General features: G+C 68.3%; 22 protein-coding genes. 11 read left to right on the plus strand and 11 right to left on the minus strand.

Annotation, left to right across the window (positions count from 1 at the left end):
• Positions 1–36: 36 nt before the first annotated feature.
• The 5 genes from OG876_RS23350 to OG876_RS23370 all read right to left on the minus strand — a co-directional run bounded on the left by OG876_RS23350 (position 37) and on the right by OG876_RS23370 (position 6,034).
• Positions 37–1,065: an ABC transporter permease gene (locus tag OG876_RS23350; protein WP_328518739.1), complete on the minus strand. Its 1,029-nt coding sequence runs from the start codon at positions 1,063–1,065 to the stop codon at positions 37–39.
• Between the two features lie 5 nt (positions 1,066–1,070).
• Positions 1,071–2,051, minus strand: coding sequence for an ABC transporter permease (locus OG876_RS23355; RefSeq protein ID WP_328518740.1), 981 nt, complete (start codon positions 2,049–2,051; stop codon positions 1,071–1,073).
• Positions 2,048–3,073, minus strand: coding sequence for an ABC transporter ATP-binding protein (locus OG876_RS23360; protein ID WP_328518741.1), 1,026 nt, complete (start codon positions 3,071–3,073; stop codon positions 2,048–2,050). Before OG876_RS23360 ends, OG876_RS23355 begins: the two co-directional genes overlap by 4 nt.
• 67 nt (positions 3,074–3,140) lie before the next feature.
• Positions 3,141–4,823 (minus strand): ABC transporter substrate-binding protein, encoded by a 1,683-nt coding sequence (locus tag OG876_RS23365; protein ID WP_328518742.1) that lies wholly within the window; start codon positions 4,821–4,823, stop codon positions 3,141–3,143.
• A gap of 167 nt (positions 4,824–4,990) precedes the next feature.
• The gene (locus OG876_RS23370; protein ID WP_328518743.1) at positions 4,991–6,034 is read right to left on the minus strand and encodes a LacI family DNA-binding transcriptional regulator; all 1,044 of its coding nucleotides are present in this window, start codon (positions 6,032–6,034) and stop codon (positions 4,991–4,993) included.
• A gap of 230 nt (positions 6,035–6,264) precedes the next feature.
• Here OG876_RS23370 and OG876_RS23375 point away from each other — a divergent pair, with 230 nt between their 5' ends.
• Entirely contained in the window at positions 6,265–7,458 is a 1,194-nt protein-coding gene (locus tag OG876_RS23375) for an ROK family transcriptional regulator (protein WP_328518744.1), read from the plus strand.
• Here OG876_RS23375 and OG876_RS23380 read toward each other — a convergent pair.
• Positions 7,455–8,678: a ricin-type beta-trefoil lectin domain protein gene (locus tag OG876_RS23380; protein WP_328518745.1), complete on the minus strand. Its 1,224-nt coding sequence runs from the start codon at positions 8,676–8,678 to the stop codon at positions 7,455–7,457. The genes OG876_RS23375 and OG876_RS23380 overlap by 4 nt on opposite strands.
• A gap of 235 nt (positions 8,679–8,913) precedes the next feature.
• Between OG876_RS23380 and OG876_RS23385 the strand changes: the two genes are divergently transcribed.
• From OG876_RS23385 to OG876_RS23405, 5 genes are all read left to right on the plus strand, one after another.
• The gene (locus tag OG876_RS23385; protein ID WP_328518746.1) at positions 8,914–10,779 is read left to right on the plus strand and encodes a lectin; all 1,866 of its coding nucleotides are present in this window, start codon (positions 8,914–8,916) and stop codon (positions 10,777–10,779) included.
• Positions 10,779–12,149 carry a ricin-type beta-trefoil lectin domain protein gene (locus OG876_RS23390; RefSeq protein ID WP_328518747.1) on the plus strand — a complete coding sequence of 457 codons (1,371 nt, stop codon included), beginning with the start codon at positions 10,779–10,781 and terminating at the stop codon, positions 12,147–12,149. Before OG876_RS23385 ends, OG876_RS23390 begins: the two co-directional genes overlap by 1 nt.
• 253 nt (positions 12,150–12,402) lie before the next feature.
• The gene (locus tag OG876_RS23395) at positions 12,403–13,218 is read left to right on the plus strand and encodes a MerR family transcriptional regulator (RefSeq protein ID WP_328518748.1); all 816 of its coding nucleotides are present in this window, start codon (positions 12,403–12,405) and stop codon (positions 13,216–13,218) included.
• Between the two features lie 3 nt (positions 13,219–13,221).
• Entirely contained in the window at positions 13,222–13,572 is a 351-nt protein-coding gene (locus OG876_RS23400; protein WP_328518749.1) for a VOC family protein, read from the plus strand.
• Positions 13,573–13,961: 389 nt separating this feature from the next.
• Entirely contained in the window at positions 13,962–14,582 is a 621-nt protein-coding gene (locus OG876_RS23405; RefSeq protein ID WP_328518750.1) for an antibiotic biosynthesis monooxygenase, read from the plus strand.
• A 408-nt stretch (positions 14,583–14,990) separates the two neighbouring features.
• On the opposite strand, the gene OG876_RS23410 is transcribed toward OG876_RS23405, so the two are convergent.
• A complete protein-coding gene (locus OG876_RS23410; RefSeq protein ID WP_328518751.1) occupies positions 14,991–15,296 on the minus strand; it encodes an ArsR/SmtB family transcription factor in 306 nt (101 codons plus the stop codon).
• A gap of 37 nt (positions 15,297–15,333) precedes the next feature.
• A complete protein-coding gene (locus OG876_RS23415) occupies positions 15,334–15,909 on the minus strand; it encodes a TetR/AcrR family transcriptional regulator (protein ID WP_328518752.1) in 576 nt (191 codons plus the stop codon).
• 33 nt (positions 15,910–15,942) lie between these two features.
• Between OG876_RS23415 and OG876_RS23420 the strand changes: the two genes are divergently transcribed.
• The 3 genes from OG876_RS23420 (at position 15,943) to OG876_RS23430 (ending at position 18,145) form a co-directional block, all read left to right on the plus strand.
• Complete coding sequence (locus tag OG876_RS23420; RefSeq protein WP_328518753.1) at positions 15,943–16,692, plus strand: SDR family oxidoreductase; 750 nt, start codon at positions 15,943–15,945, stop codon at positions 16,690–16,692.
• A 102-nt stretch (positions 16,693–16,794) separates the two neighbouring features.
• Positions 16,795–17,472: a DedA family protein gene (locus tag OG876_RS23425; protein ID WP_328518754.1), complete on the plus strand. Its 678-nt coding sequence runs from the start codon at positions 16,795–16,797 to the stop codon at positions 17,470–17,472.
• Positions 17,473–17,530: 58 nt separating this feature from the next.
• Positions 17,531–18,145 (plus strand): NADPH-dependent FMN reductase, encoded by a 615-nt coding sequence (locus OG876_RS23430; protein WP_328518755.1) that lies wholly within the window; start codon positions 17,531–17,533, stop codon positions 18,143–18,145.
• Positions 18,146–18,337: 192 nt separating this feature from the next.
• Here the strand turns inward: OG876_RS23430 and OG876_RS23435 are convergent, their stop codons facing one another.
• The 3 genes from OG876_RS23435 to OG876_RS23445 form a co-directional block, all read right to left on the minus strand.
• Positions 18,338–20,803: an FtsX-like permease family protein gene (locus tag OG876_RS23435; protein WP_328518756.1), complete on the minus strand. Its 2,466-nt coding sequence runs from the start codon at positions 20,801–20,803 to the stop codon at positions 18,338–18,340.
• Positions 20,800–21,597, minus strand: coding sequence for an ABC transporter ATP-binding protein (locus OG876_RS23440; protein ID WP_328518757.1), 798 nt, complete (start codon positions 21,595–21,597; stop codon positions 20,800–20,802). Before OG876_RS23440 ends, OG876_RS23435 begins: the two co-directional genes overlap by 4 nt.
• Before the next feature lie 74 nt (positions 21,598–21,671).
• Positions 21,672–22,268: a TetR/AcrR family transcriptional regulator gene (locus tag OG876_RS23445; protein WP_328518758.1), complete on the minus strand. Its 597-nt coding sequence runs from the start codon at positions 22,266–22,268 to the stop codon at positions 21,672–21,674.
• A 103-nt stretch (positions 22,269–22,371) separates the two neighbouring features.
• Between OG876_RS23445 and OG876_RS23450 the strand changes: the two genes are divergently transcribed.
• On the plus strand, positions 22,372–23,370 hold the full coding sequence (locus OG876_RS23450) for a hypothetical protein (protein ID WP_328518759.1): 999 nt from the start codon (positions 22,372–22,374) through the stop codon (positions 23,368–23,370).
• 182 nt (positions 23,371–23,552) lie between these two features.
• A complete protein-coding gene (locus OG876_RS23455; protein WP_328518760.1) occupies positions 23,553–24,938 on the plus strand; it encodes an extracellular solute-binding protein in 1,386 nt (461 codons plus the stop codon).
• Positions 24,939–24,950: the final 12 nt, after the last annotated feature.

Genomic DNA, 24,950 nt, shown 5'->3' on the forward strand with positions numbered 1-24,950 from the left:
ATGACCCGCCGTGCCGGAGGCGCGGCAATGACACAGTCATGCCGCGTCCTCCTTCCGGCGTACGACGGGAGTCGCAGGCGCATCCTTGGACGACAGGACCGGGGTGAACCCGACCCGCATCCGGACCGAGTGACCGTCCGTGGTCTTCACCCGGGTGTGACCGCTGCTGCGCAACCGCGGGCTGACGAACTCGTCGATCCCGAAGTTGATCAGCGACAGCGCCGTACCGAGGATCGCGATCGCGAGACCGGCCGGGACGAACCACCACCAGGCACCCTGAGCCAGGGCCTGCTGGCTTTGCGCCCAGAACAGGATCGTTCCCCAGTTCCATTCGGAGATCGTCGAGATGCCGATGAAGGCCAGCGTGATCTCGGACATCACCGCGAAGATGACCGTGCCGACGAAGCCGGAGGCGATGATCGCGGTCAGGTTCGGCATGATCTCGGCGGTGATGATCCGCCAGGTGCTCTCACCGGTCGCGCGCGCGGCCTCGACGTAGTCGCGCCGTCGCAGCGACAGCGTCTGCGCCCGCAGCACGCGCGCGCCCCAGGCCCACGAGGTGAAACCGATGACCAGGGCAACCATGAGATCGCCGGCCGAAGGGATGGTCGAGGCGACGATGATGATCAGCGGCAACGCCGGGATGACCAGGAAGACGTTCGACAACGCCGACAGGCTCTCGTCCGCGGCGCCGCCGAGGAAGCCCGCGCTGACACCGATCAGGATCGACAACGCGGTCGCGACGATGCCGGCCAGCAGGCCCACGAACATGACGCCGCGGGTGCCGACCAGGACCTGGCTGAAGATGTCCTGCCCGAGGTGCGTCGTCCCGAACCAGTGCTTGCCGGACGGCGGCTGGATCAGGTCGCTGCTGCGGGCGGACGGGTCGTACGGCGCGATCCACGGGCCGATGATCGCGATCAGGCAGAAGAACGCGAGCACGATCAGGCCGGTGGCGGCCTTGGGGTTGGCGACGAAACGCAACCGGCGACGCTTCGCCGGTGCGGCGGCGACCTCGGGACCTCCCGGCGTGACGGCGGTGATGGTGGTGGCTGGCGCTGACACGGTGATCAGCCCTCCTTCCGGGTGCGCGGGTCGAGCAGCAGGTACGCGATGTCGGCCATCAGGTTGGCGACGAGCACGGACAGCGTGATCACCAGGAACACGCCCTGCATCAGCGGGTAGTCCTTCGCGCCGACGGCCTGGAACAGGTTGTAGCCGATGCCCGGGTAGGAGAAGACGATCTCCACCAGCAGCGTGCCGCCGACGATGAAGCCGAGCGACAGCGCGAAGCCGGAGACGCTCGGCAGCAGCGCGTTCCGGGCGGCGTAGCCGACCATCACCCGGCGCTCGGGCAGACCCTTGGCATGGGCAACGGTGATGTAGTCCTCGGATGCGACGGTCACCAGCATGTTCCGCATGCTGAGGATCCAGCCGCTGACCGACGAGATCAGGATCGTAACGGCCGGGAGCAGGCTGTGCTGGATCGCGCTGCCGATGAACTGGCTGTCCCAGGCCGGCACCAGGCCGGGCTCGTACCCGCCCGACGACGGGAAGAAGCTGCCGGGACCGGCCAGCAGCGTGATCGCCAGCAGGCCCAGCCAGAAGTACGGGATCGACGACAGGAAGGTTGTCGCGGGCAACAGCCCGTCCAGCCAGGAGCCGCGGCGCCAACCCGCCAGGACCCCGAGCGACGTACCGATCATGAAGCTGGCGAACGTCGTGATGCCGACCAGTGCGATCGTCCACGGCAGGCTCTGCCGAAGGATCTCCGAGACCGGGGTGGGGAAGAAGGTGAACGACAACCCGAGGTCGCCGTGGAGCACCTGGCCCCAGTAGTCGACGTACTGGCTCCAGAGCGAGGCGTTCTTGTCCAGGCCGAACAGCACGTACAGCGAGTTGATCGCCTCGGTGCTCATCTGGCCCTGGAACTTGTTGATCAACGAGGTGACCGGGTCGCCCGGGATCAGCCGCGGGATGAAGAAGTTGATGGTGAGCGCGGCCCACGCGGTGAAGAGGTAGAAGGCGATCCGTTGCAGGAGGAACCTCACTTCGCCGCCCCTTCCTCGTAGAGCCAGCACGCGGCCCAGTGACCCGGATTGGTCGGCAGGTCGAACTGCGGCGGGAGCTCGGTCGAGCACTTCGGCATCGCGTGCACGCAGCGCGGGTGGAAGCGGCAACCGGACGGCGGCGAGATCAGGCTCGGCGGCTCACCGCTGCCCTGGTCCTCCGGTGCGCGCAGATCTCCGACCCGGTCCAGACGATCGGGGTCCGGGGCGCTCTCGATCAGCAGGCGGGTGTACGGATGCGCCGGGTTCTGGGTCACGGTCTCCGAGTCGCCGCCCTCGACCAGCCGGCCGGCGTACATCACCAGCGTCTCGTCGGCGAAGTAGCGGGCCGACGCGATGTCGTGGGTGATGTAGAGGATGGCCAGGTTGAGCCGTTCCTTGAGGTCACGCAGCAGGTTCAGTACGCCGAGCCGGATCGACACGTCGAGCATCGAGACCGGCTCGTCCGCGAGCAGCGCCTCCGGGTCGGCGCCGAGGGCACGGGCGATCGAGACGCGCTGACGCTGTCCGCCGGACAGTTCGTGCGGGAACTTGTCGAGGTAGCGCTCCGGCGGGGTGAGCTGCACCTGGACCAGCAGGTCGCGCAGGTTCTCCTCGAGATCACCTGCCCGGCCGTGGATCTTCAGCGACCGGGTCAGGTGGTACCGCACGGTGTGCGTCGGGTTCAGCGAGGCGAACGGGTCCTGGAAGATCATCTGCACCCGGCGGCAGTACGCGCGGAACCTGCGGCCGCCGCGGACCGTGACGGACTCGCCGTGCAACCGGATGTCACCGGACGTCCGCCCGTACAACTGGGCCATCAGCCGGGCGACGGTCGACTTGCCCGAGCCGGACTCGCCGACCAGTGCGGTCACGCGGCCCCGGCGCAGGGTGAGCTTGATGTCGTCCACCGCGTGGACGGCCTTGCGATCGCGGCTGAGCAGGTCGCGGACTCCCCGCCGGACCGGGAAATGCTTGGTGAGGCCGTCGGCCTCGAGGACCACCTCGGTGTCGGTCACCGTCATGGATTCGGGTCTCCTGTCGTGGCACCGCGGCGCCGGGAGCGTGAACTCCCGGCGCCGCGGTCCGGCCTCACTGGCTGCCGGCGGGCTTCAGGTTCAGGACGATCTGCAGCGCGTTCTGCTGGGTCGGCTGGGCCGGCCCGTACTGGTTCTGCTCGTCCGGCCAGCCGACCCAGTTCTTGGTGCTGTAGAGGCCGCCGACGTTGGACGCCGAGGTGGGGATCATCGGCATCTGCTCGACCATGATCTTCTGCAGCGTGTTCAGCGCCGTGCTCCGGGTCGCGTCGTCGGCGGCGTTGGCGTACTCGTCCAGCGCCTTGGTCGCCTCCGGGCTGTTGAACCGGCCGTAGTTGCCGCTCACGCCGCCCTTGCCGACCGGCTTCAGGATCTTGCCGTCCATGATGTTCTGGTAGATGTCGAACGGCGTCGCGCCGCCGTTGGTCCAGTGCATCGCCGCGTCGAAGTTGCCCTCGTCGATGTTCTTGAACCACGCGTCCTGGTTGGCCTTGTCGACGGTGGCCTTGATCCCGATCGTGGACAGGTTGTCCTTGATGATCTCCAGGTCGGTGATGTAGTCGGACCAGCCGGCCGGGTCGGTCAGCGTGATCGTCACCGGCTTGCCGGTCGGGTCCTTCAGCACGTTGCCCTCGAGCTTGAAGCCGGCGTCGGTCAGGTCCTTCTTCGCGCTGTCGACGTCGACCGAGTGCGTCTTGTCCTTGTAGTCCGGCGCGATGAACGACTCACCGGCCGGGGTCGGGATGCCCGTGACGGACTCGACCTTCGGGTAGAAGTAGCCGGCCTCGCCCTGCTGGAAGATGTCGTCGCGGTTGATCACCTTGTCCATCGCCCGCCGCAGCGCCGGGTTGTCGAAGGGCTTGCGGGTGGTGTTGATCCACAGACCGTGGATGCCGAGGTTCGCCGGGAACCAGAGCTTGTGGTTCTTCGGGTCCTTGTCCTGGTAGACGGCCTTCACGTTCGGGACGAAGACGAAGCTCCACTCCGAAGCGCCGTTGGCCAGCGCGGTGGTCTGCGCGTTGTTGTCGTTGTACGACGTGTACCGCAGCTCCTTCACCTTCGGCAGGTCCTGCCAGTACGAGTCCCGGAGCGTCAGCGTGGTGGTCTGCGGGGTGAACGACTTCACCGTGTACGGACCGGTGCCGATCGGGTTCTTCAGCGTGTCCTGGGTCGGGTCCTTCAGGGTCGACCACTGGTGCTTCGGGACCACGAACACGGTCAGGATCTTGTTCTGGTTGGTGAACTGGGACCGGGTGAAGGTCAGGTCGACCTTGTTGCCGGACGCGGTGATGGTGCCGTACGGGATCGCGTCCTGGTTCAGGCCCTCGTGGTCCTTGCGGAGCTGGAACGAGTAGGCGACGTCGTCGGCCGTCATCGGCTGGCCGTCGGACCACTTCACCCCGTCGCGGATCGTGAACGACAGCTTGGTGAAGTTCGCGTCCCACTTCCACTCGGTGGCCAGCCACGGCTTGCCCGGCTCGGTCGGCTTGATGCCGTTGATCATCACCAGCGGCTCGAAGATCATCCAGCGGTAGCCCAGCGAGGCGCCCGAGGAGGAGCCCAGGAACGGGTTGTGGTTCTCGGTCTGCGGGCCGTTCGGCATGCCGACGTTCAGCACGGTGGCCGCGCTGCTCGACGTGTTGGCGGCATTGTTCCCGTCCCCGTTACTGCAGGCAGCCAGTGCGGCTGCCGCGAGCAAGCCCGTGAGGGCCAGCGCGACAGTACGTCGTGCTCGCATCGGTTCCTCCTGTGTATCTGTTGGCGGATGCTCACGCCTGAGCCGCGTGAGCAGGTGCATCGTGGCGTGAGAACGCTCTCATGGGAAGAGCGGACGCCTTAACGGATCGATCTCGAAGGGTTCTCGCCGGCGGCGGGACAGGGGCAGCTGCCCCGCCGCCGGAGCCTTCAGTGGGACCGGGATTTCGGGGCGGGTCTGGTCCTCGGAATGGCTTTCGGGGCGGTTGAGCTGCGGACGATCAGCGTCGTCGGCAGCACTTGGGGTTCGGCCGGCAGCGGCGTTCCGCCGAAGTAGCCCATCAGCATCCGGGCCGCGGCCTGACCCATCTGGCGCATCGGCTGATGCACCGTGGTCAGGGGCGGCTCGGTGTGTTCGGCGTACGGAATGTCGTCGAAGCCGACCACCGACACGTCGTTCGGCACGTTCCGCCCGGTCTCCCGGACGGCCTGGATGGCGCCGCCGGCCGACAGATCGTTGTGGGCGAAGATCGCGTCGAACTCGAGCCGCTGGTCGAGTGCGTACTGGACGCCGCGGCGTCCGCTCGCATGGGTGAAATCGCCTTCGAACACGAGTCTCGGGTCGAGCTCGAAGCCGGCCTCGGCGTAGGTGTCGCGGAAGCCGTCCAGGCGTTCGTGGGTGCAGCCGAACCGTTCGACGCCGGTGATCACCAGTGGCCGGCGGCGGCCGAGTTCGAGCAGGTGCCGGGCGGCGCACTCGCCCCCGGCCCGGTTGGTGGTGGCGACGGACGGGAACTGTGGGCGCCGGGCCCGGTCGTCGATCAGGACGACCGGAAGGCCGCGCGCGTGGAGTTGCTCGATGTAGGTGAGCGTGCCTTCCGGCTCGATCACCAGCAGGCCGTCGAACGACTGGGCCGAGACCTGCGAGGCGAACTGGTGCATCGACTCCTCACCCCGGTTGAAGGTGAACAGCAGCAGTCCGTAGCCCTCGCTCTCGACCACGTCGACGGCGCCCTGCAGCACCTCGCCCATCCAGGGCCAGGTGAGCGACGGGACCAGCATGCCGACGATCCGGGTCCGGCCGCGGGCCAGGCCGACCGCACGGGCGCTCGGTACGTAGCCGAGCTCGTCGATCACCTGACGGACCCGCTCGGCGGTGCGCAGGTCGAGCTCACCCTTGCCGTTGAGCACGCGCGACACGGTCGTCTTGCTGACACCGGCACGCGCCGCGACATCGGCGATGGTGATCGACACTGCACTGCTCCCCTCGGGCGGGTGAGGGTTCCGGTTGGGGCCGGAACCGGTTTCGGAAGCGGTTCCGTAGAGTGAAGCCGAGTGAGCAAGGCGTCGTCAATCACGGGGTGGTAACGAATCGCGGCTTAATTCATGATCTGGACGAAGGTGCCCCTTCCGGCCTGTCGGTACGACGTGATGAACTCTGGGCGAGCGGCCTGCCGGGGGCCGGACAGGCAGGGGCAGAGGGCATGGACGTTCGGCGGACCACTGTGCGCGACATGCGGCGGTCCAACCGGTCCGTGATCCTCACCGGCATCTACCGCGACGGTCCGCTCAGTCGCCAGGAGCTGAGTGTCCGGACGTCGCTGAGCGCCGCGAGCGTCAGCAACCTGGTCGGCGAACTGATCGCCGAAGGCGTGGTCGAGGAGGCCGGCTCGGTCGAGTCCGAGGGTGGCCGGCCGCGCGTCCTGCTGCGGGTGTCACCGACGTTCCGGTACGTCGTCGGCGCCGAGGTCGGCGAGACCCGGGTGCGGGTCGAACTGTTCGACCTGGCGATGACCGTGCTCGCCACCTGGGATCACCCGATCAACGAGCCGCAGCCCGCGGTGGTCGTGCGGCACGTGCTGGCCGGCCTGGCCACGGTGATCGCGTCGGCCGGCATTCGGCCGGAGTCGGTTCTCGGTCTCGGCGTGGCGGTGGCCGGCATCGTCGAAGGGGATGCCGTCGTACATGCCCAGACGCTCGGCTGGGACGCCGTACCGATCGGGAAGATGCTTGCCGAGGGCACCGATATCCCGATCCAGGTGGACAACGGTGCGAACACCCTCGGCCAGGCGGAGATGTGGTACGGCGCCGGCCGCGGCTCCACCGACGCAGTGGTCGCCCTGGTCGGATCCGGCGTCGGTGCGGCCCTGGTCACCGACGGCTCGAGCTACCGCGGGACCCGCAGCAGCGCAGGCGAGTGGGGCCACATGACGATCGCGTACGGCGGCCGTGAGTGCCGATGCGGCGCGGTCGGCTGCCTGGAGGCGTACGTCGGCGCGGAAAGCGTGCTGGATCGCTATCACCAAGCCGGCGGATCTGAGGTGTCCGCTGACGAGGAGACGGCGTTCGTGGAGTTACTCGATGCCGCGAGCAACTCGGAGCCCGCGGCAACGGTCGTGACGGACACGATCGGCTATCTCGCCGCCGGGTTCGCCAATCTGGTCAACCTGGTCAACCCCGAGCGCATCGTGCTCGGCGGCTGGGCCGGACTGCTGCTGGGCGAGCGGTATCTGCCGCAGTTGCGCGAGGAGGTCGGCAAGCACGCCCTGCGGCAGCCGTATCAGCAGGTCACGATCGTGCTGTGTGAACTGGGCCGCGACGCCGTAGCTCTCGGCGCCGCGACCCTCCCAGTGTTCCGGTTACTGCGCGATGGAGGCGTAGTGCCCCCGCGGGCTTAGACGGTCCACTTCTGGTTGGCGGCGCCGGTGCAGGTCCAGGTCTGGACCGGAGTCGCGTTGGCGGAGTTGTTGCCGGTGACATCGAGGCACTTGTTGGCCTGTGGGTTCACCAGGTCATGGCCGGCCGAGTAGGTCCATTGCTGTGCGCCGGTCCCGTTGCAGGTCCAGAGCTGGACTTTCGCGCCGTCGGCAAGGGATCCTGCGTTCACGTCGAGACACTTGCCCAGGGCACGGATCGTGCCGTCGCCGGGGCGGGTCCACTGCTGGGCGCCGGTGCCGTTGCAGTCGTAGAGCTGGACCGGCGTACCGTCCGCGGAGTTGGCGGCGGCGACGTCCAGGCACTTGCCGGCCAGGCCGGTGATCTGCGTTCCGCCGGAGCTGCTGCCGAGGCTGGAGACGCGGACGTAGTCGACCGTCATCGTCTGCGGCATCACCGTCGAGCCGTCGGGGTAGCCCGGCCAGTAGCCGCCGACCGCGACGTTCATGATCAGGAAGAATGGGTGGTCGTAGACCCACCGGTTGCCGTTCAGGTCGGCCGGCGTACGGCGCTGGTACTGGACGCCGTCGACGAACCAGGTGATCGCGTTCGGCTCCCAGTCGACCCGGTACGTGTGGAACCCATTGCGGAACGGCTGTCCGTCCGGAGAGTTGTACGCCGCGCCGATGCCGCCGGCGCCGGAGTAGCCGGGACCGTGGATCGTGCCGTGCACGGTGTTCGGCTCGCGGCCGATGTTCTCCATGATGTCGATCTCGCCGTCGTTCGGCCAGTTGCCGCCACCAAGCATCCAGAACGCGGGCCAAACCCCTTGCGTACCGGGGATCTTGATCCGGGCCTCGAATCGGCCGTAGGTCTGGGTGAACGTCTGCGCGGTGAGCAACCGGGCCGAGGTGTACTGGCAGGGGCCGTAGTGGCACTGGAAGCCACCGTTCTCCTGGCGGGCGGTGATCACCAGGTTGCCTTGGCCGTCGAGCGCGGAGTTGCGGGTGCTGTTGGTGTAGTACTCGCGCTCGTCGTTGCCCCAGCCGGAGCCGCCGATGTCGTACCGCCACTTGGCGGGATCGGGGGCCTGGCCGGCCGGGCCGTCGAAGGTGTCCTCCCAGATTGTCGCCGTCGCCGCGGCGGGTGCCTGCTGACGGGCTTGAGCGGGGGCTTGGAGGACGGTGGTGCCGACGAGTGCGGCACCGATCGCGACGAGCGCCGCGACACGGGAACGCTTCATGGATGCCTCACTTCTCACGGGGGCGTCGGGAGACAGGGCTCGGCCGCAGCTTGCTGTGAGAACGCTTTCACGTCAAGGTCGTGACTAAATAAAAGACCTGAAAAAAGTGCGGGCACGCCGTTGACAGGGCTGTGCACGGATGGTTACCTCGTGCTGACCACCTGTTGCGGCGCGGGCAGACGCCGACAACCCCTGTGATGTCCCAGAACCCTTTAGTACAAGGGAGAACCGCCCCATGCCCGCGAAACGCTTCCTGCCGGTTGCGGTCGCCGCCTTGTGCGTGGCCGCCGCCGGACTCGGTTTCGGCACCGCCCTATCCGCCCAGGCCGCCGGTGAGCAGGTCAACATCTGGCTGACCACCACGAACGACTCGGCCGGCCAGAACGTCACCCGTGGCCTGCAGCAGCAGACGCCGGTCAACTTCGGCCCGGCCGGCGGCTCGGCCAACCAGACGATCACGGTCAACGAGAACACGACGTACCAGTCCTTCGAGGGCGGCGGCGCGTCGTTCGCCGACAGTTCCGCCTGGCTGCTGAACAGCAGCAACACGATCTCCGCGGCCACCCGCGACCAGGTGATGAAGGACCTGTTCGACCCGGTCAACGGGATCGGCCTGGCCTTCATCCGCAACCCGATGGGCGCCTCCGACCTGGCCCGGTTCAACTACTCCTTCGACGACACCTGCTGCGACCTGAACGACTTCAGCATCTCCCACGACCTCGCCGACGTGGTTCCGCTGACCAAGCAGGCGCGGCAGCTCAACCCGGCGGTCAAGGTGATGGGCTCGCCGTGGAGCGCGCCGGCCTGGATGAAGGACAACAACGACTTCGTCCACCGCGGCTGGCTGAAGGCCGAGTACTACCCGATGTACGCGCAGTACTTCGTGAAGTACATCCAGCAGAACGAGGCCCAGGGCAACCACATCGACTACGTCTCGGTGCAGAACGAGCCGACCTGTTGCGGCACTGACAGCACCGGCTACGCGTCGATGAACTGGAACGGCTCCGGGCTGCTGGAGTTCACCAAGAACAACCTGATGCCCGCGCTGCACGCTGCCGGGCTGAGCACCAAGGTGCTGATCCTCGACTACAACTGGGGCAACTACAACGACCTCGGTTCGGTCCCGCTCGCCGACGCCGCGCTGCGCAACGACCCGAACTTCGGCGGCATCGCCTGGCACGGGTACGGCGGCGACGTGAACCTGCAGACCCAGATCCACAACCAGTACCCGAACGTGAACGCGTACATGACCGAGCACTCGGGCGGCACGTGGATCCCGAACCAGCAGGTCGAGGACATGAACAACCTGATCGACTACACCCGCAACTGGGACAAGTCGTGGGTGAAGTGGGGCATCGCCCTGGACGAGAACCACCTGCCGTACGTCGGTGCCGGCTGCAACGTCTGCACCGGACTGGTCACCGTGCACCGCAACGACGGCCAGCGTGGTCAGGTCACCAAGACGGTCGAGTACTACACGATGGGCCACCTGACCAAGTTCGTGAAGCCGGGTGCGCTGCGGATCGACTCGACCGCGAACGCCTCGGTGAAGAACGTGGCCTGGAAGAACCCGGACGGCTCGAAGGCGCTGATCGCGTTCAACACCACCGGCAGCTCGCAGTCGGTGCGGGTGAACTGGGGTTCGCAGTCCTTCGTCTACACGCTACCGACCAAGACGTCCGCGACCTTCACCTGGTCCGGCACGCAGGGCGGCGGCGGTGGTGGCGGCTCCCAGATCACCGGCCTGGCCGGCAAGTGCATCGATGTCGCCGGAGCCAACAGCGCCGACGGGACCGGGGTGCAGCTCTACGACTGCAACGGTACGGCGGCGCAGCAGTGGACCCGGCCGGGTGACGGCACGATCCGTGCCCTCGGCAAGTGTCTCGACGTGAACGCCGGATCGGTCGCCGACGGTGCTCGCGTGCAGCTGTACTCGTGCAACGGCAGTGCGGCGCAACAGTGGACTTATACGAGTGGGAGAGATCTGGTGAATCCGCAGGCGAACAAGTGTCTTGATGTCACCGGCAACAACTCCGCGAACGCGACCCCGTTGCAGCTCTGGACCTGCACGGGCGCCGCGAACCAGAAGTGGACCGTCTGATGCGCCGGGTGGCGGCGGTCGCCGCGGCTCTGGTGCTCGGTGCGGGACTGCTCATGACGGCTGCACCCGCGGAGGCGGCGACCGGGACGATCACGGGGTTGGCCGGGAAGTGCGCCGACGTTGCCGCGGCCAACAGTGCCGACGGGACCGCCGTACAGCTGTATGACTGCAATGGAACGGGAGCGCAGAACTGGACGCGCAGCTCGAATGGCACGCTGACGGCGCTGGGCAAGTGCCTCGATGTCAGCGCCGGCTCGGTGGCGAACGGTGCTCGCATCCAGTTGTGGACCTGCAACGGCAGCGCCGCGCAGCAGTGGACCTACACGGCCGGCCGGGATCTGGTGAACCCACAGGCGAACAAGTGTCTCGATGTCACCGGCAACAACTCCGCGAACGGTACGCCGTTGCAGCTGTGGACCTGCGCTGGTACGGCGAACCAGAAGTGGAACGTCCCGGCGGCCGATGACGGACCGCCGCCGACCGGTGGCGCGCCGATGGCGGCAGCGCCGTACCTGTACCAGGGCTGGGGCAGCCCGCCCAACCCGGCGACTGTGATGAACGCGACCGGCGTGAAGTGGTTCACGATGGCGTTCATCCTGTCCAACGGCTACTGCAACCCGATGTGGGACGGCGGCCGGCCGCTCACGGGTGGAGCCGATCAGCAAGCGCTGAACACGATCCGCGCCAATGGTGGAGACGCCGTGGTGTCGATCGGCGGCTGGTCCGGTAACAAGCTCGGTCAGAGCTGCAACAGTGCGAGTGAGCTGGCCGGCGCATACCAGAAGGTGATCAACGCGCTGTCGCTGAAGGCGATCGACATCGACATCGAGGACCAGGAGTTCGCTCAGGCGGCCGTGCGGCAGAAGGTGATCGACGCGCTGAAGATCATCGAGCAGAACAACCCCGGGATCGTCACCTACCTGACCTTCGGTACCACGACCTCCGGGCCGGACGGGAACGGCCAGGACCTGATCCAGCGCGGCGCGGCCTCCGGGCTGAACCTCGACGGCTGGGTGATCATGCCGTTCGACTTCGGCGGCGGCTCGACCAACATGGGCACGCTGACCCGGCAGGCGGCCGACGGGCTGAAGAACCAGGTCAAGGCGGCGTACGGGCTGAGCGACGACGCGGCGTACCGGAAGATCGGCATCTCGTCGATGAACGGGATCACCGATGTGGCCGGCGAGCGGGTCAACCTGTCCGACTTCGAGTCGATGCTGTCGTACGCGTCCGAGCACCACCTGGCGCGCTTCACGTTCTGGTCGGTCAACCGTGACCGCCCGTGCACCGGCGGCCCGGCGGACTCCTGCGGTGGCGTCTCCCAGCAGCCCTGGGACTACACCAAGATCATCGGCCGCTACCGCGGCTAAGCCCGATCGGCCGCCACCGCGGCCGAGCCCATCGGCCGCGACGCGCCGAGCCAGCTGAGCCGCTGACGCCGGCGGGGGCCAGGTGAGCCGCTGGCGCGGCGGAGCCAGGTGGGCCGCTGACGCGGCTGAGCCGCGGAGGGGTGGGCAGGTTCCGGCCTGCTCACCTCTCCTCTTCTCCTCCTGCCGCGACGCGAAGCGTCGCGGCAGGAGTTCTGTTTGACCCTCCGGTTACCGGAGGGTGGAAGCTTGTCGCATGACGGCAACGGTGACAGTCGGCGAGTTCTCCCGTCTCACGCATCTGAGCGTGAAGACGTTGCACCACTACCACGAGATCGGGCTGCTCGCGCCCGCATCCGTCGACCCGTCGTCCGGCTACCGCCGCTACGGCACCACTCAGGTGGAGACCGCGCTGCTGATCCGACGGCTCCGCGAACTGCGGATGCCGTTGCCCGAGGTCCGGGACCTGGTCGAGTCGACCGACGGTGTCAAGCGTGAGGAGACACTGCGGACGCATCTCGAGCGGATGGAGAAGGAGCTCGCCCACACCCGCGAGGTCGTCACATCCCTCCGTGAACTGCTGACGCCGGGGCAGCCCGTGCTGGATGTCGAATACCGGTTCATTCCGCCGTTCCGGGCGTACGGCGTCCAGGGCCGAGTGGACCGCGACGACATCGGCCCGTGGTGCGAATACGCCTTCGGCAAGCTCGACGCGGTCGCCGGTGACATCAAGGCCCGGGCGGGAGCGACGTACAGCGACGAGTTCTTCACCGAGGAGGCCGGTCAGGTCGTCGCGTTCCTGCCGGTCGCGCCGGACCAGGCGCCGGCCGACGGGGTCGAGCTCGTCGACCTGCCCGGTGGGTTCTTCGCGATCGCCGTCCACAGCGGGCCACTGACCGACTTCGACCGCAGCTACGGCGCGCTCGGCTCGCACGTCGCCGAGCATTGCGAGGTCGCGCCGGGCCCGATCCGCGAGCTGTACGTCGTCGGGCCGGGGGACGACCCCGATCCCACTACCTATCGAACCGAGATCTGCTGGCCGATCCAGCGGATCCCCGCACTGAAAGGCTGATCCATGTCCATCACCCTCGAGAACGTCGTCTTCGACTGCGCCGACGCGGGCGCCCTCGCGACCTTCTGGGCCGACGTGCTCGCCACCAAGGTCGATGCCGATAGCAACCAGTTCTTCGCCACCGTGAACAGGTCCGCCGACGGGCCGACGCTGATGTTCGTCCAGGTCCCCGAGCCGCGGACCGGCAAGAACCGCCTGCATGTGGACCTCGCCAGCGCCGACTGGTCGGCCGAACTCGACCGCCTGATCGGCCTCGGTGCCAAGCGCCTCGACGAACACGACGAGTACGGCACCCACTGGATCACCCTCGCCGACCCCGAAGGCAACGTCTTCGACCTGGCCGAGATCCGCTGACGACGTCCCCAGAATGGTCAGGGCCTGTCGTCGTGCCCGGCTCGCCGGCGAACTCCGTCTGGTGGGTCAGCCCAGGAGATGGCGGGTTGACCAAGCGGAACCCGGTGGGCCAACCCGCACGTCGGTGGGCTGACCTATCAGAGCGCTCCGGGTCGGACACCAGCGCCCGCGATCAGGACCCGCTGCAGCCGCGACCTGTGCGACATCGAGTTCACCTCGAGCGCGGGTCCGGCCTGGGGGCGGTTGATGGACCCAGGCGGCGTGCTGTCACGCCGACGTTCTTGGTACGGCACGCGAGATGTGTCTTGCGCCGGTGCGGCGGCCGGAGGAGGGTGGGCATAGACCGGCGGCGCCGGCGGGGTGCTGCCCTGAAGGTAAGGGGGTGGGTCGTGTACGCGCGTTCCACCACGATCCACGCCGCACCGGGATCGCTCGACGCCGGCATCGCGCAGGTGCGCGACGAGGTGATGCCCATGCTGCTGGAACTGGACGGCTGTATCGGCGTGTCGATGATGGCCGACCGGGAGTCGGGCCGGTGCATCACCACCAGCGCCTGGCGGTCGGCGGACGCGATGCGGGCCACCGACGAACAGCTCCGGCCGGTCCGGGACCGGCTCGCGGCGACGATCGGTGGCAGTCCGCACGTGCAGGAGTGGGAGATCGCCGTATTGCACCGCGATCACCGCTCGGCGGCCGGCGCCTGTGTCCGGGCGACCTGGGTGACCGTTGACCTCGCGAACCTCGAGCGGGCGATCGACGTCTACAAGCTGGCGTCGCTGCCGCGTCTCGAGGATCTGGCCGGCTTCTGCAGCGCGAGTCTGCTGGTCGACCGCAGCACCGGCCGGGGGGTGTCGTCGGTGACGTACGACAGCCAGGAGGCGATGGACGCGAACCGGGAGGCGGCCGCGTCGATGCGGTCGGCGACCACGAAGGACGCCGGGTCCCAGGTGCTCGACGTCGGCGAGTTCGAGCTGGTCCTCGCGCACCTCCGCGTTCCCGAGCGCACCTGATCGCGCCCACCCCGACCAGACGGCCCGGACCCAACTCCGGGCCGTTGCTCAGCCCCCGCACGCCCAGCCCCCGGGTTGCTGAGTCGCCGTCGCTCAACCACCGCCCGCTCAGCTCGCGGTTGTTGAGTTGCCGTTGCTCGGCCGCCGCTTGCTCAGCTCGCGGTTGTTGAGTTGCCGTCGCTCAGTCGGCGCTCGCTCAGCCCCCCGGTTGCTGAGTTGCCGTTGCTCCGTCCCGCTTACTCAGCCCCGCCTACTCAGTCCCCCGGTTGCTCAGTCCCCGCCTACTCAGCCCCGCTTACTCAGTCCCCGGTTGCTCAGTCCCCGCCTACTCAGTCCCCAGTTGCTCCGTCCCGCTTACTCAGTGCCCGGCTGCTCAGTCACCGGTTGCTCGGTCCGGGTTGTTGTTGCTCAGTCCATTGTGTCGAGGTGGGCTTCCAAGGCGTTCAGGCGGTTGTGCCAGAGGTCTCGGTAGGGCTCGAGCCAGGCGTCGATCTCGGCGAGCGGCGCCGGGCGGAGGCGGTACCAGCGGCGCTGGGCGTCGCGGCGGACCTCGACCAGGCCGGCGTCGCGGAGCACCTTGAGGTGCTTCGACACCGCGGGCTGACTCAGCTGGAGCTCGTCTACTAGTTCGCCGACCGGCCGCTCACCTGCGCGCAGCAGGTCCAGGATGTCCCGCCGCCGCCCCTCCGCCAGCACCTCGAACGCACTTTCCATATCAGGAATATACGCCGCCCGGCCCGTCCGCGACGGCTCAGACAGCGTGGCCGAACGTAGCCGTGAAGGCGTCACGGAAGAGGTCGGGGAGGCTGGTCTCGCCGTCCTCGGAGGCCCAGCGGAGCAAGGCGATGTGGGCGACGCCGAGGCAGGCGCTGGCGGCGGCGCGGGCCTGGAACTCCAGCGCCGCGTCGGTGGAGCCGGCGCGAATCGCGGTCACGAAGGCCTCCTGCAGCCGGTACTGGCTGTCGAGGTGGCGGGCTTGGAGGGCCGGTGTCGAGATCATCAGCCGCAGCCGGGTGAGCAGGAAGTCCCGGTCGTGGGCGATCGCCAGATCGAACGTCGCCAGCATCGTGCGCGCGATCCGGTCCGCCAGTGATCCGGTCGCGGGGAGTTCGGTGATCGTCGCCGCGGCCACCTGATCGAAGTCGTCGTACAGAACGAGGTCTTCCTTGGTGGGGAAGTTCCGGTACACGGTCATCGCGGCGACGCCGGCCGCGGCCGCCACCTCGTTGACCGTGGTGGCGTCGTACCCCTGCTCGGCGAACAGCCGGATCGCCTGCCGCTGGATCCGTTGCTTCGTCTCCGCGCGCTGGCGCTGCCTCAGGCTCACGTGGTAGATACTAACATCATGAGAGTATCTAACATGAACGACAAGGTTGCTTTGGTGACGGGCGCCTCGCGCGGGATCGGGCGGGCGATCGCGGAGCGGCTGGCCGCGGACGGGGTCGAGGTCGCGGTGCACTACAACAGCGACAAGGCCGGAGCCGACGAGACGCTCGAACGCATGGGCGGGCGTGGCTTCCTGATCGGCGCTGAGCTCGGAGTCCCGGGTGACGTGGATGATCTGGCCGGGCAGTTGTCGGAAGGACTGGCCGGTCGGCCGCTGGACATTCTGGTCAACAACGCCGCGGCGGCTCCGGCCGGCCCGATCGAGACCGACACCGTGGCGGCGTTCGATCGGCTGTTCGCGGTCAATGTGCGAGCGCCGTACTTCTTGATCCAGCGGTTGGTGCCGATGATGCGCGACGGTGGCCGGATCATCTCGCTCTCGTCGGCCGCGACCCGTTTCGCGAACCCGACCCAGACCTCGTTCGCGATGACCAAGGCCGCGCTGGAGACGATGAGCCTGACGCTCGCCCAGGAGTTGGGTCCGCGGAACATCACCGTCAACGCGGTCTCTCCGGGTGCGACCCGGACCGAGGCGAACGGCGCGTTCTTCGAGACGACAGGGCTGGCCGACTTCGTCACTCACCACACCGCGCTGGGCCGGCTCGGTCGTGGCGAGGACGTGGCCGACATCGTCGCCTTCCTCGCCTCGGAGGACGCGCGCTGGATCACCGGCCAGGTCGTGGACGCCACCGGCGGCCTGTTCCTCGGACCCCGGATCGCCTGAGCACGTGGGGTTTTCCCCCGGTCGGTACGGTGGATGGCCCGACCCGGAGACGGTGGTTGGCCTCAGTGTGCGGGTGGTGTGCGCGGGCCTAGCGTCGTCGCCATGTTCACGACGAATCAGGTGATGATGACCGCGCTGCAGGCGACACAGGAGCCGACCGGAGGAGTGGCCGGCTGGGCCATCGACCTGATGGAGCGGTTGGGGGCGCCGGGTGCCGGGCTCGCGGTCGCGCTGGAGAATCTGTTCCCGCCACTGCCCAGCGAGGTCATCCTGCCGCTGGCCGGGTTCGCGGCCAGTCGTGGTGATCTCGGACTGGTCAGCGCGATCGTCTTCACCACGCTCGGGTCGATCGTCGGCGCACTCGCCTTGTACGGCGTGGGCGCGGGGCTGGGCCGGGATCGCTCCAGGGCGATCGCCGGGAAGCTGCCGTTGGTGAAGGTGCGGGACATCGACAAGGCGGAGGACTGGTTCGACCGGCATGGGCCGAAGGCGGTGCTGATCGGCCGCCTGGTGCCGGTCGTGCGCAGCCTGATCTCGGTCCCGGCCGGTGTCGAGCGGATGCCGGTGGCGCTGTTCCTGCCGTTGACGGCGATCGGCAGCCTGGTCTGGAACTCGTTGCTGATCGTCGCCGGTTATCAACTCGGCGAGCGCTGGCACGTGGTGGAGTCCTCGGTGGGCGTCTTCCAGAAGCTCGTGATCGCTGGCGCGGTGGCCGCCGTGGTGTGGTTCGTGGCGGTGAAGATCCGGGCCAGGCGTTCGGATCCTGAGAAAGTCAAGTAGCCAGCTCGACTTTGACTACGCTCGATCCATCACTTGCCAAGCTCAGGAGATGGGTCATATGCCCTCAGTCGCTTTCGAACCGCAGGTCGTGCCGGATCCGCCGGTGTGGCCGCAGTCTGTCGTCACTGTGGTCGGCAACCCGCGGCCGGGATCGCGGACCGCGGCCGCCGCGGCGTCCGTTGCGGAGTTGCTCGCCTCCGAGCTCGGTACGCCGTACCGGATCGATGAGCTGGTCGACCTGGTGACGTTCGCGCCGGCGATCTTCCAGGGGGAGCGGGCCGCGGACGAGGAGCGGGCGGCGCTGGAGAGTGCGGTCGATCTGGTGTCGTCGGCGTCGGTGATCGTGGTCGCGACGCCTGTGTACAAGGGCAGCTACACCGGCTTGCTGAAGAGCTTCCTGGATGTCTTGCGGCCGCAGGCGCTGGCGGGCGCGGTCGTGGTGCCGGTGACGGTCTCCGCGGCGCCGAGTCACAAGCTGCTGGCGGATCAGCATCTGCGGCCGGTGCTGGCCGAGCTCGGTGCGAGTGTGCCGGTCCCCGGGGTGATCCTGGAGGAACGGGATCTCGAGGATCTGCAGGTGGTGCTGTCCGGCTGGATCCGCGACAACGCCGGCATCGTCCAAGCCACCACGATCGCCCTCCAACCAGTCGCCGAACCCACTCCGGCTCGCTGACCCCACTCCGGCTCGCTGACCCCACTCCGGCTCGCTGACCCGGGTCCGGCTCGCTGACCTCGGTCCAGCCCGGCCGCTGCCCGCACGCGCGCCCGCGCGGGGCGAACCCTCCGATTCAGTGGGCACCCACGGAGCTGGAGGGTTGCCCCCTGAAAATCTGAGGGGGCAACCCTCCGGCTCAACGGGCCGGCTTCAGTCCGTGTGGGCGGGTTGGGTGGGCGAGTGGCGGAGGGTTGTGGTGGCGGGGAGGAGAGTCGAGCCGAAGGTGAGGAGGGCCGCGGCTCCGACGATCACGCCATAGATCCACAGCGGGCCGGTGGGGATGGCGCTGGTGGAGACCTTGGCCGAGAAGGGGATGAGGCAGGCCAGGGCTACCAGGGTGCCGAGGGTGATGCCGGCCAGGGTGACCAATGTGCTCTCCGTCCACAGCATCCGGAGCACCTGCATGCGGGTGGAGCCAGTGAGGCGCTGGAGGGCGAACTCGCGGCGGCGACGCAGCGTCGAGGAGACGAGGGTGTTGACGACCGAGACGGCGGTGTACGCGATCAGCATGCCGACTAGCATGTAGTTGACCCACGCCTGTGTCTGCAGGTCTTCCGCGTTGGCGGCGACGAGAGAGTCGCGGTCGGCGACCTGGACGCCGGGATGCGCGGCGGCGAGTTTGGCAAGGGCCGGTCCGACGTCGGCACCGGGCGTGGTGCGGACCAGGAGCTGCTTGGTCAGTCCGTCCGTGGTGTGCGGGCCGAGCAGTGACGCGGGCAGGATGATGTTCTCGTAGCCGCGTTCGGCGGCGAAGGTCGCGACCACCCGCAGTGTCACCGGGGTCCCGTCGCCCAGCGTCATGCTGATCGTCGAGCCAACCCCGCGGTGGATCTTCCCGGCCACATACTCCGGCAAGGCCACGGTCGACCCGGTCAGGCCGGCCAGTGATCCACTCGTCAGCCGCACCGGCGCCGTACCGTCCGCGCCCTGTGCGTCCACGCCGAGCAACGGAGCGCCGTCCTCGTCGAAGGGCGCGTTGCGCGGCTCGTCGATGGTTCCCGTACTGCGGACGAATGCGGAGGCACTCGCCACACCCGGCACCGCCCGGACCTGGTCCGCGATCGTGGCGGACAGACCGGCATCCGAGACCAGTACGGCGTCCGCCCGCAAGTCTCGCGTGAACGCCGCGGAGGCCGCGTGCATCTGGGTCGTCTGCATGTAGAGGTTGGCGGTCGAGATGCCGACGGCAAGCATCACCGGCATCACCGCGGCCGACATCGCCACCGAGCGAGCCGTGACATTGCGGATCGCCAGACGGCCGTTGACCCGGGTCAGCGCCTGCACCGGCCAGCGCCACACCGCGAGGACCGCCTTGGTCCAGAACGGGCCGAGCACTGCGACACCGATCGCCCAGCAGAGGATCGACGGACCCGCGGTCGCGCCGGCGAGCGGACCGGTCATCACGGTCGCGGTGACGATCAGCAGCGCGAGTCCACCACCGAGGAACGCCAGGCCGAAGAGCAGGCGCACCCAGCTGAACCACTTCCGCTGCAGCGAGGCTTCCATCAGCGCCTCGACCGGCCGGATCTTCGCCGACTTGCGGGCCGCGATCAGTGCGGCGCCGATGGCCGCGAGTACGGCGGCACCCGCACCGGCCGCGAACGGGATCAGGCCTTGCGAGAACTCGACGACCGGCGACGCGACGCCATGCGAACCGAGCTGGTCGAACAGGAAGCGGCCGAGGAAGATCCCCGGCACGGCGCCCAGTGCGACCGCCGGGAGCGAGACGAGCAGTGCCTCGCCGAGGATCATCCGGCGGACCTGACCAGGCGTCGTACCGATGCCGCGGAGCAGGGCGAACTCGCGCTCGCGGTGCTGTGCGGACAAGGCCAGCGTCGACGCGACCACGAACATCATCGTCATCGCCGCGATCCCGCCGAAGGAGCCGGCGACCGAGATCAACGCGGTCCGTTGCGACTCGGCGTCCGGGTGCTCGGCCAGGCCGCGGTCGATCCCGGCGCGGACGGTGATGTTGCCGTCCAGTGCCTTGATGCGGTCCTGCACGTCGTCGATATTGGTGCCGGGGGCAACCAGTACGCCGATGTCCGCGAACCGGGCCGGGCTGCCGGCCAGGCGGGCAGCTTCCCGGTCGGCGAAGAATGCGTGCCCGGCCGGGCCGGTGGCCGAGCCGCTGACGGTGAACGTCTTCGGCTCGCCGTCGATCACAAAGGTGACCTGGCTACCGACGTTGGCGCCCGGCATGACGACCTGGCCGGAGCGCGGGGCGTGACCGGATGTCAGCTTGTACGGCGCCAGTACCGCCGACGACCAGTTGTGGCCTTCGGCAACCGCACCGCCGACTGCCGGGAAGGTGAGGTCGCCGATCGCGTCCGAAACGCCTTCCACAGAACGGATCTTGGCAACCAGATCGGCCGGTACGCCGACACGTTCGGGCAGTGGTGTCGCGTCCTCGGCACCCGGGCGGAGGTGCGACTGCTTGCCAGTGACAACAAGTGAGCTGGCGGCGAGCCGCTGAGGTTCGACGTTGGAGCGGATGCCCGTCTCCATCAGGCCGCCGCAGGCCATCACGATCCCGGTGCCGAAGACGACCGCGACGAAGGTGGCGATGAAGCCGCTCTTGCGGTGCCGCAGGGTGCGGACGGCGAGGCGCATCATCGTGTCACCGCCTGCAAGCCTCGCTGCGAACGCGCGCCGAGGTGGGTCATCCGGTCGGCGACCTGCTCGGCCGTCGGAGCGGTGAGGCTGCCGGCCAGTACGCCGTCGGCCAGGAACACGACCTGATCGGCGTACGACGCGGCGACCGGGTCGTGGGTGACCATGACGACCGTCTGGCCCTGGGTGCGGACCGGCTCGCGGAGCAGTTCGAGGACGTCGGCGGCGGTCTGGGTGTCGAGGGCGCCGGTCGGTTCGTCGGCGAAGATCACGGCCGGCCGCGCGACCAGGGCGCGGGCGATGGCGACGCGCTGCTGCTGGCCGCCGGACAGTTCGCCGGGGCGGTTCTTGCGCTTGTCGGCGAGCCCGACGCGGTCCAGAACCTCACGGACCGCGGCGCGGTTGACCCGTCGGCCGTCGAGTTCCTGCGGCAGGGTCACGTTCTGCCAGACGGTCAGCGCGGGCAGCAGGTTGAAGGACTGGAACACGAACCCGATCCGCTCGCGGCGGAGCTCGGTCAGCCTCCGCTCGCTCAGACCGGCCAGCGCCTGGCCGTCGATGAACACGCTGCCCGACGTCGGCCGGTCGAGGCCGGCGGCGCAGTGCAGGAACGTGCTCTTGCCCGACCCGGACGGACCCATCACCGCGGTGAAGGTACCGGGGGCGAAGTTGATGCTGATGCCGTTGAGGGCGGTGACGGCGTTGGCGCCGCGGCCGTAGACCCGTTGTACGTCGTGCAGGACGACCGAGTACTCGGTCCCGCCGACTGCTTCCTGCAACCGTCGCGTCTTCTTCATGCGCTTGACGCTACGGAGCGCGGACCCGCCTCCCCAGGGTGCTGGACCACCGTACGGGGTGGGTAAAACCCCACCTACGACCGGAGCAACGCGCGCAGTCCGGCCGTGTAGGAGGCGGGGGTGACGTCGCCGATCAGCAGGCGCTGCAGGACGAAGCCGGGGATCATGCCGAACATGACCTGGGCGATGTCCCGCGGGTCGGCATCGGGGTCGACCGTGCCGTCGGCCTGGGCGCGACGGGCGACCTCGAGGAAGTGGTCGCGCAGCTGGCAGTACTTGCCACGCGCGGTCTGCAGGATCGCGTCGTTGCGGAGCGCCTCGCTCCAGGCCTGGACCGCGACCCGGGTGACGTCGCCGCCAGGTGACTCGGCGACCTTGACCACGTGCGTGATCGTCGCTTCGAGGGCCGCCAGCGGGGACAGCGGCCGATCGTCGGCGAGGATCCCTTCGAACAGCTCGTCGATCGTGCTCAGCGCGTCCTCGGCGATGGCGGAGACGATCTCCTCCTTGCTCTTGAAGTAGCCGTAGACCGCGCCCGCGGACAGGCCGGACTCCCGGATCACGTCGGCCATCGTCGTCTTGTGGAAGCCCTCCTCGATCACGCAGCGGCGGGCCGCGGCGACGATCTGCGCGCGGCGGGCCAAGCGGTGTTCCTCGGTGACCTTGGGCATACCCGGAACATAAAACGAATGTCCGTTCTTGACAAGCCGCCACGGATGTTCCAGGCTCGGAACTGATAAAGAACGGTCATTCGGTTTTATAAGGAGTCTCCTCATGTCCGCTGAGGTGCACGCGGCCGAACGCCCCCGCCCGCCGCTGGTCGCAGTCATCACGCTGCTGACCGCCCTGCTCACCGTGCTGCTGATCGCCTTCGCCTGGCCGGCCGCGCGCTCCGAACCGCGGGACGTGCCGCTCGCCGTCGCGGGTCCCGGTCCGGCCGTCGCGCAGGTCAAGGCGGGACTCGATCAGGCGATGCCCGGTGGCTTCGACGTCACCGCCGTACCCGATCGGGCCGCGGCGGTGCAGCTGATCCAGGACCGGGACGCGTACGGCGCGATCGTGCTCGACTCGACGCAGCCCGAGGTGCTGACCGCGTCCGCCGGTGGTCCCGTCGTCGCGCAGTTGCTGACGCAGTTGTCGACCCGGCTCTCTCCGCAGAGCCCGGCGAAGGTCACGGATATCGTGCCGCTGCCCAAGGATGATCCGCGCGGTGCCGGTCTGGCCGCCGGCGCGCTGCCGCTGGTACTGGGTGGCATCATCGCCGCCGGGGCGCTGACGCAACTGGTGCGGTCCGGTTCGAGGCGGATGATCGGCGCCGTCGCCTTCGCGATCACGGGTGGGCTCGCGTTGGCCGCCGTACTGCAGTACTGGCTCGGTTCGTTCGAAGGCAGCTACTTGGGCAACGCGGGCGTGATCGCGATGTCGATCGCGGCGATCAGCCTGACGCTGCTCGGTCTGGAGTGGCTGCTCGGTACGGCGGGTCTCGCGCTGGGTGGCGCGGTGATGATGCTGCTGGGCAACCCGCTGTCCGGGATGACGAGTGCGCCCGAGATGCTGCCGAGCGGGTGGGGCGCGCTGGGTCAACTGCTGCCGCCGGGAGCCGCGGGTACGGCGCTTCGTTCGGTGAGCTTCTTCGACGGTGCCGGAGCCGCCCGGCCACTCGTCGTACTGGGTTGCTGGCTGGTCGCCGGCTTCGCCCTTTGTGCACTCGGAGCGATGAGATCGCAGCGCGCCGTACACCCCCGCCACGAGGCAAAACCCGTTACCGTCTGAATGTCATGACAACGCGGTGACCGGATTGTTACCTCCCGGTCACCGCGTGATCGCCTGGATGCGCGGACAACGTTGTCTGTCAAGCATTGACTTCGGCCGCTCGGGACTCCTACGGTCGCGGAAAGCCCGCTGGGTTTGGGTCGTGGTACCGGGATGACAACGATTGCCCGAAGGTGGACGTGATGACCAGGAAACGTTTCAAAGTAGCGGCCGCCGTGAGCGCGGTCCTGCTGGCGGTGTCGGCCTGCAGCCAGGGCTCGACGACCAAGCAGCCGGAGGCGGGAAGTTCGCAGAGCGCCGGCCCGGCGAACATCAAGATCGCCTACCAGCAATGGGGCCCGGGAACGGTGATGAAGACCTTCCTCACCGGGGTGAAGACCGAGTACGAGTCGGCCCACCCGGGTTCGAAGGTCGAGATCGTGCCGATCGTGGCGAGCGAGAACGACTACTACACCAAGCTGCAGTTGATGATGCGGTCGCCGAACACCGCGCCGGACATCGTCTACGAGGACACCTTCCTGATCAACTCCGACATCACCGCGGGGTACCTGAAGCCGCTGGACGACTACATCAAGGGCTGGTCGGACTGGGGTCAGTTCGAGGAGACCGCCAAGGGCGCCGCGAAGGGCCAGGACGGCAAGACGTACGGCATTCCGGACGGCACCGACACCCGGGCGCTCTGGTACAACAAGCAGATCTTCCAGAAGGCCGGCCTGCCCGCCGAGTGGGCGCCGAAGACCTGGGACGACGTCCTGAACACCGCGCGCACCATCAAGCAGAAGGTGCCCGGCGTCACCCCGCTGAACGTGTACTCCGGCAAGCCGATGGGTGAAGCCTCGGCCATGCAGGGCTTCGAGATGCTGCTCTACGGCACCAAGGACACGCTCTACAACTACGACCAGCAGAAGTGGGTCGTCGGCAGCCAGGGCTTCAAGGACGCGCTGAACTTCGTCAAGACCGTCTACACCGAGGGCATCGGCCCGTCGCCGAAGGAAGCGCTGGACCCGAACATGGGCTCCCGCGTCGGCAGCGAACTGCTGCCGGGCGGCAAGCTGGCCATCGCGCTGGACGGTTCGTGGCTCTACAACAACTGGCAGACCACCGGCCCGAAGCCGTGGCCGCAGTGGAGTGAGGTGCTCGGCCAGACCGCGATGCCGACGCAGGACGGCGGCGGCAAGGGCAAGGTCAGCCTCTCCGGCGGCTGGACCTGGGCGATCCCGGCGAAGTCGAAGTCGCCCGACGCGGCCTGGGACTTCATCAAGACCCTGCAGACGCAGCAGAACGCGGCCAAGTACGCCACCAACGGCGCGCAGATCGCGGTCCGCAAGGACGTCGCCTCCGACGCCGGCTACAAGGAGTCCTCGAAGAGCACGCAGTTCTTCACCGACCTGGTCTCGGTCACCGTGTACCGCCCGGCGCTGCCGGAGTACCCGAAGGTCTCGAACGAGATCATCACCGCGATGGAGTCGGTGATGACCGGGCAGTCCACACCGGACAAGGCGGCGAAGAACTACGACGAAGCGGTCGAAGGCATCGTCGGCAAGGACAAGACGACCACAAGTCAGTAACCCTCGTCCCAC

Source organism: Kribbella sp. NBC_00359 (genome assembly GCF_036097425.1).
Lineage (GTDB): Bacteria > Actinomycetota > Actinomycetes > Propionibacteriales > Kribbellaceae > Kribbella.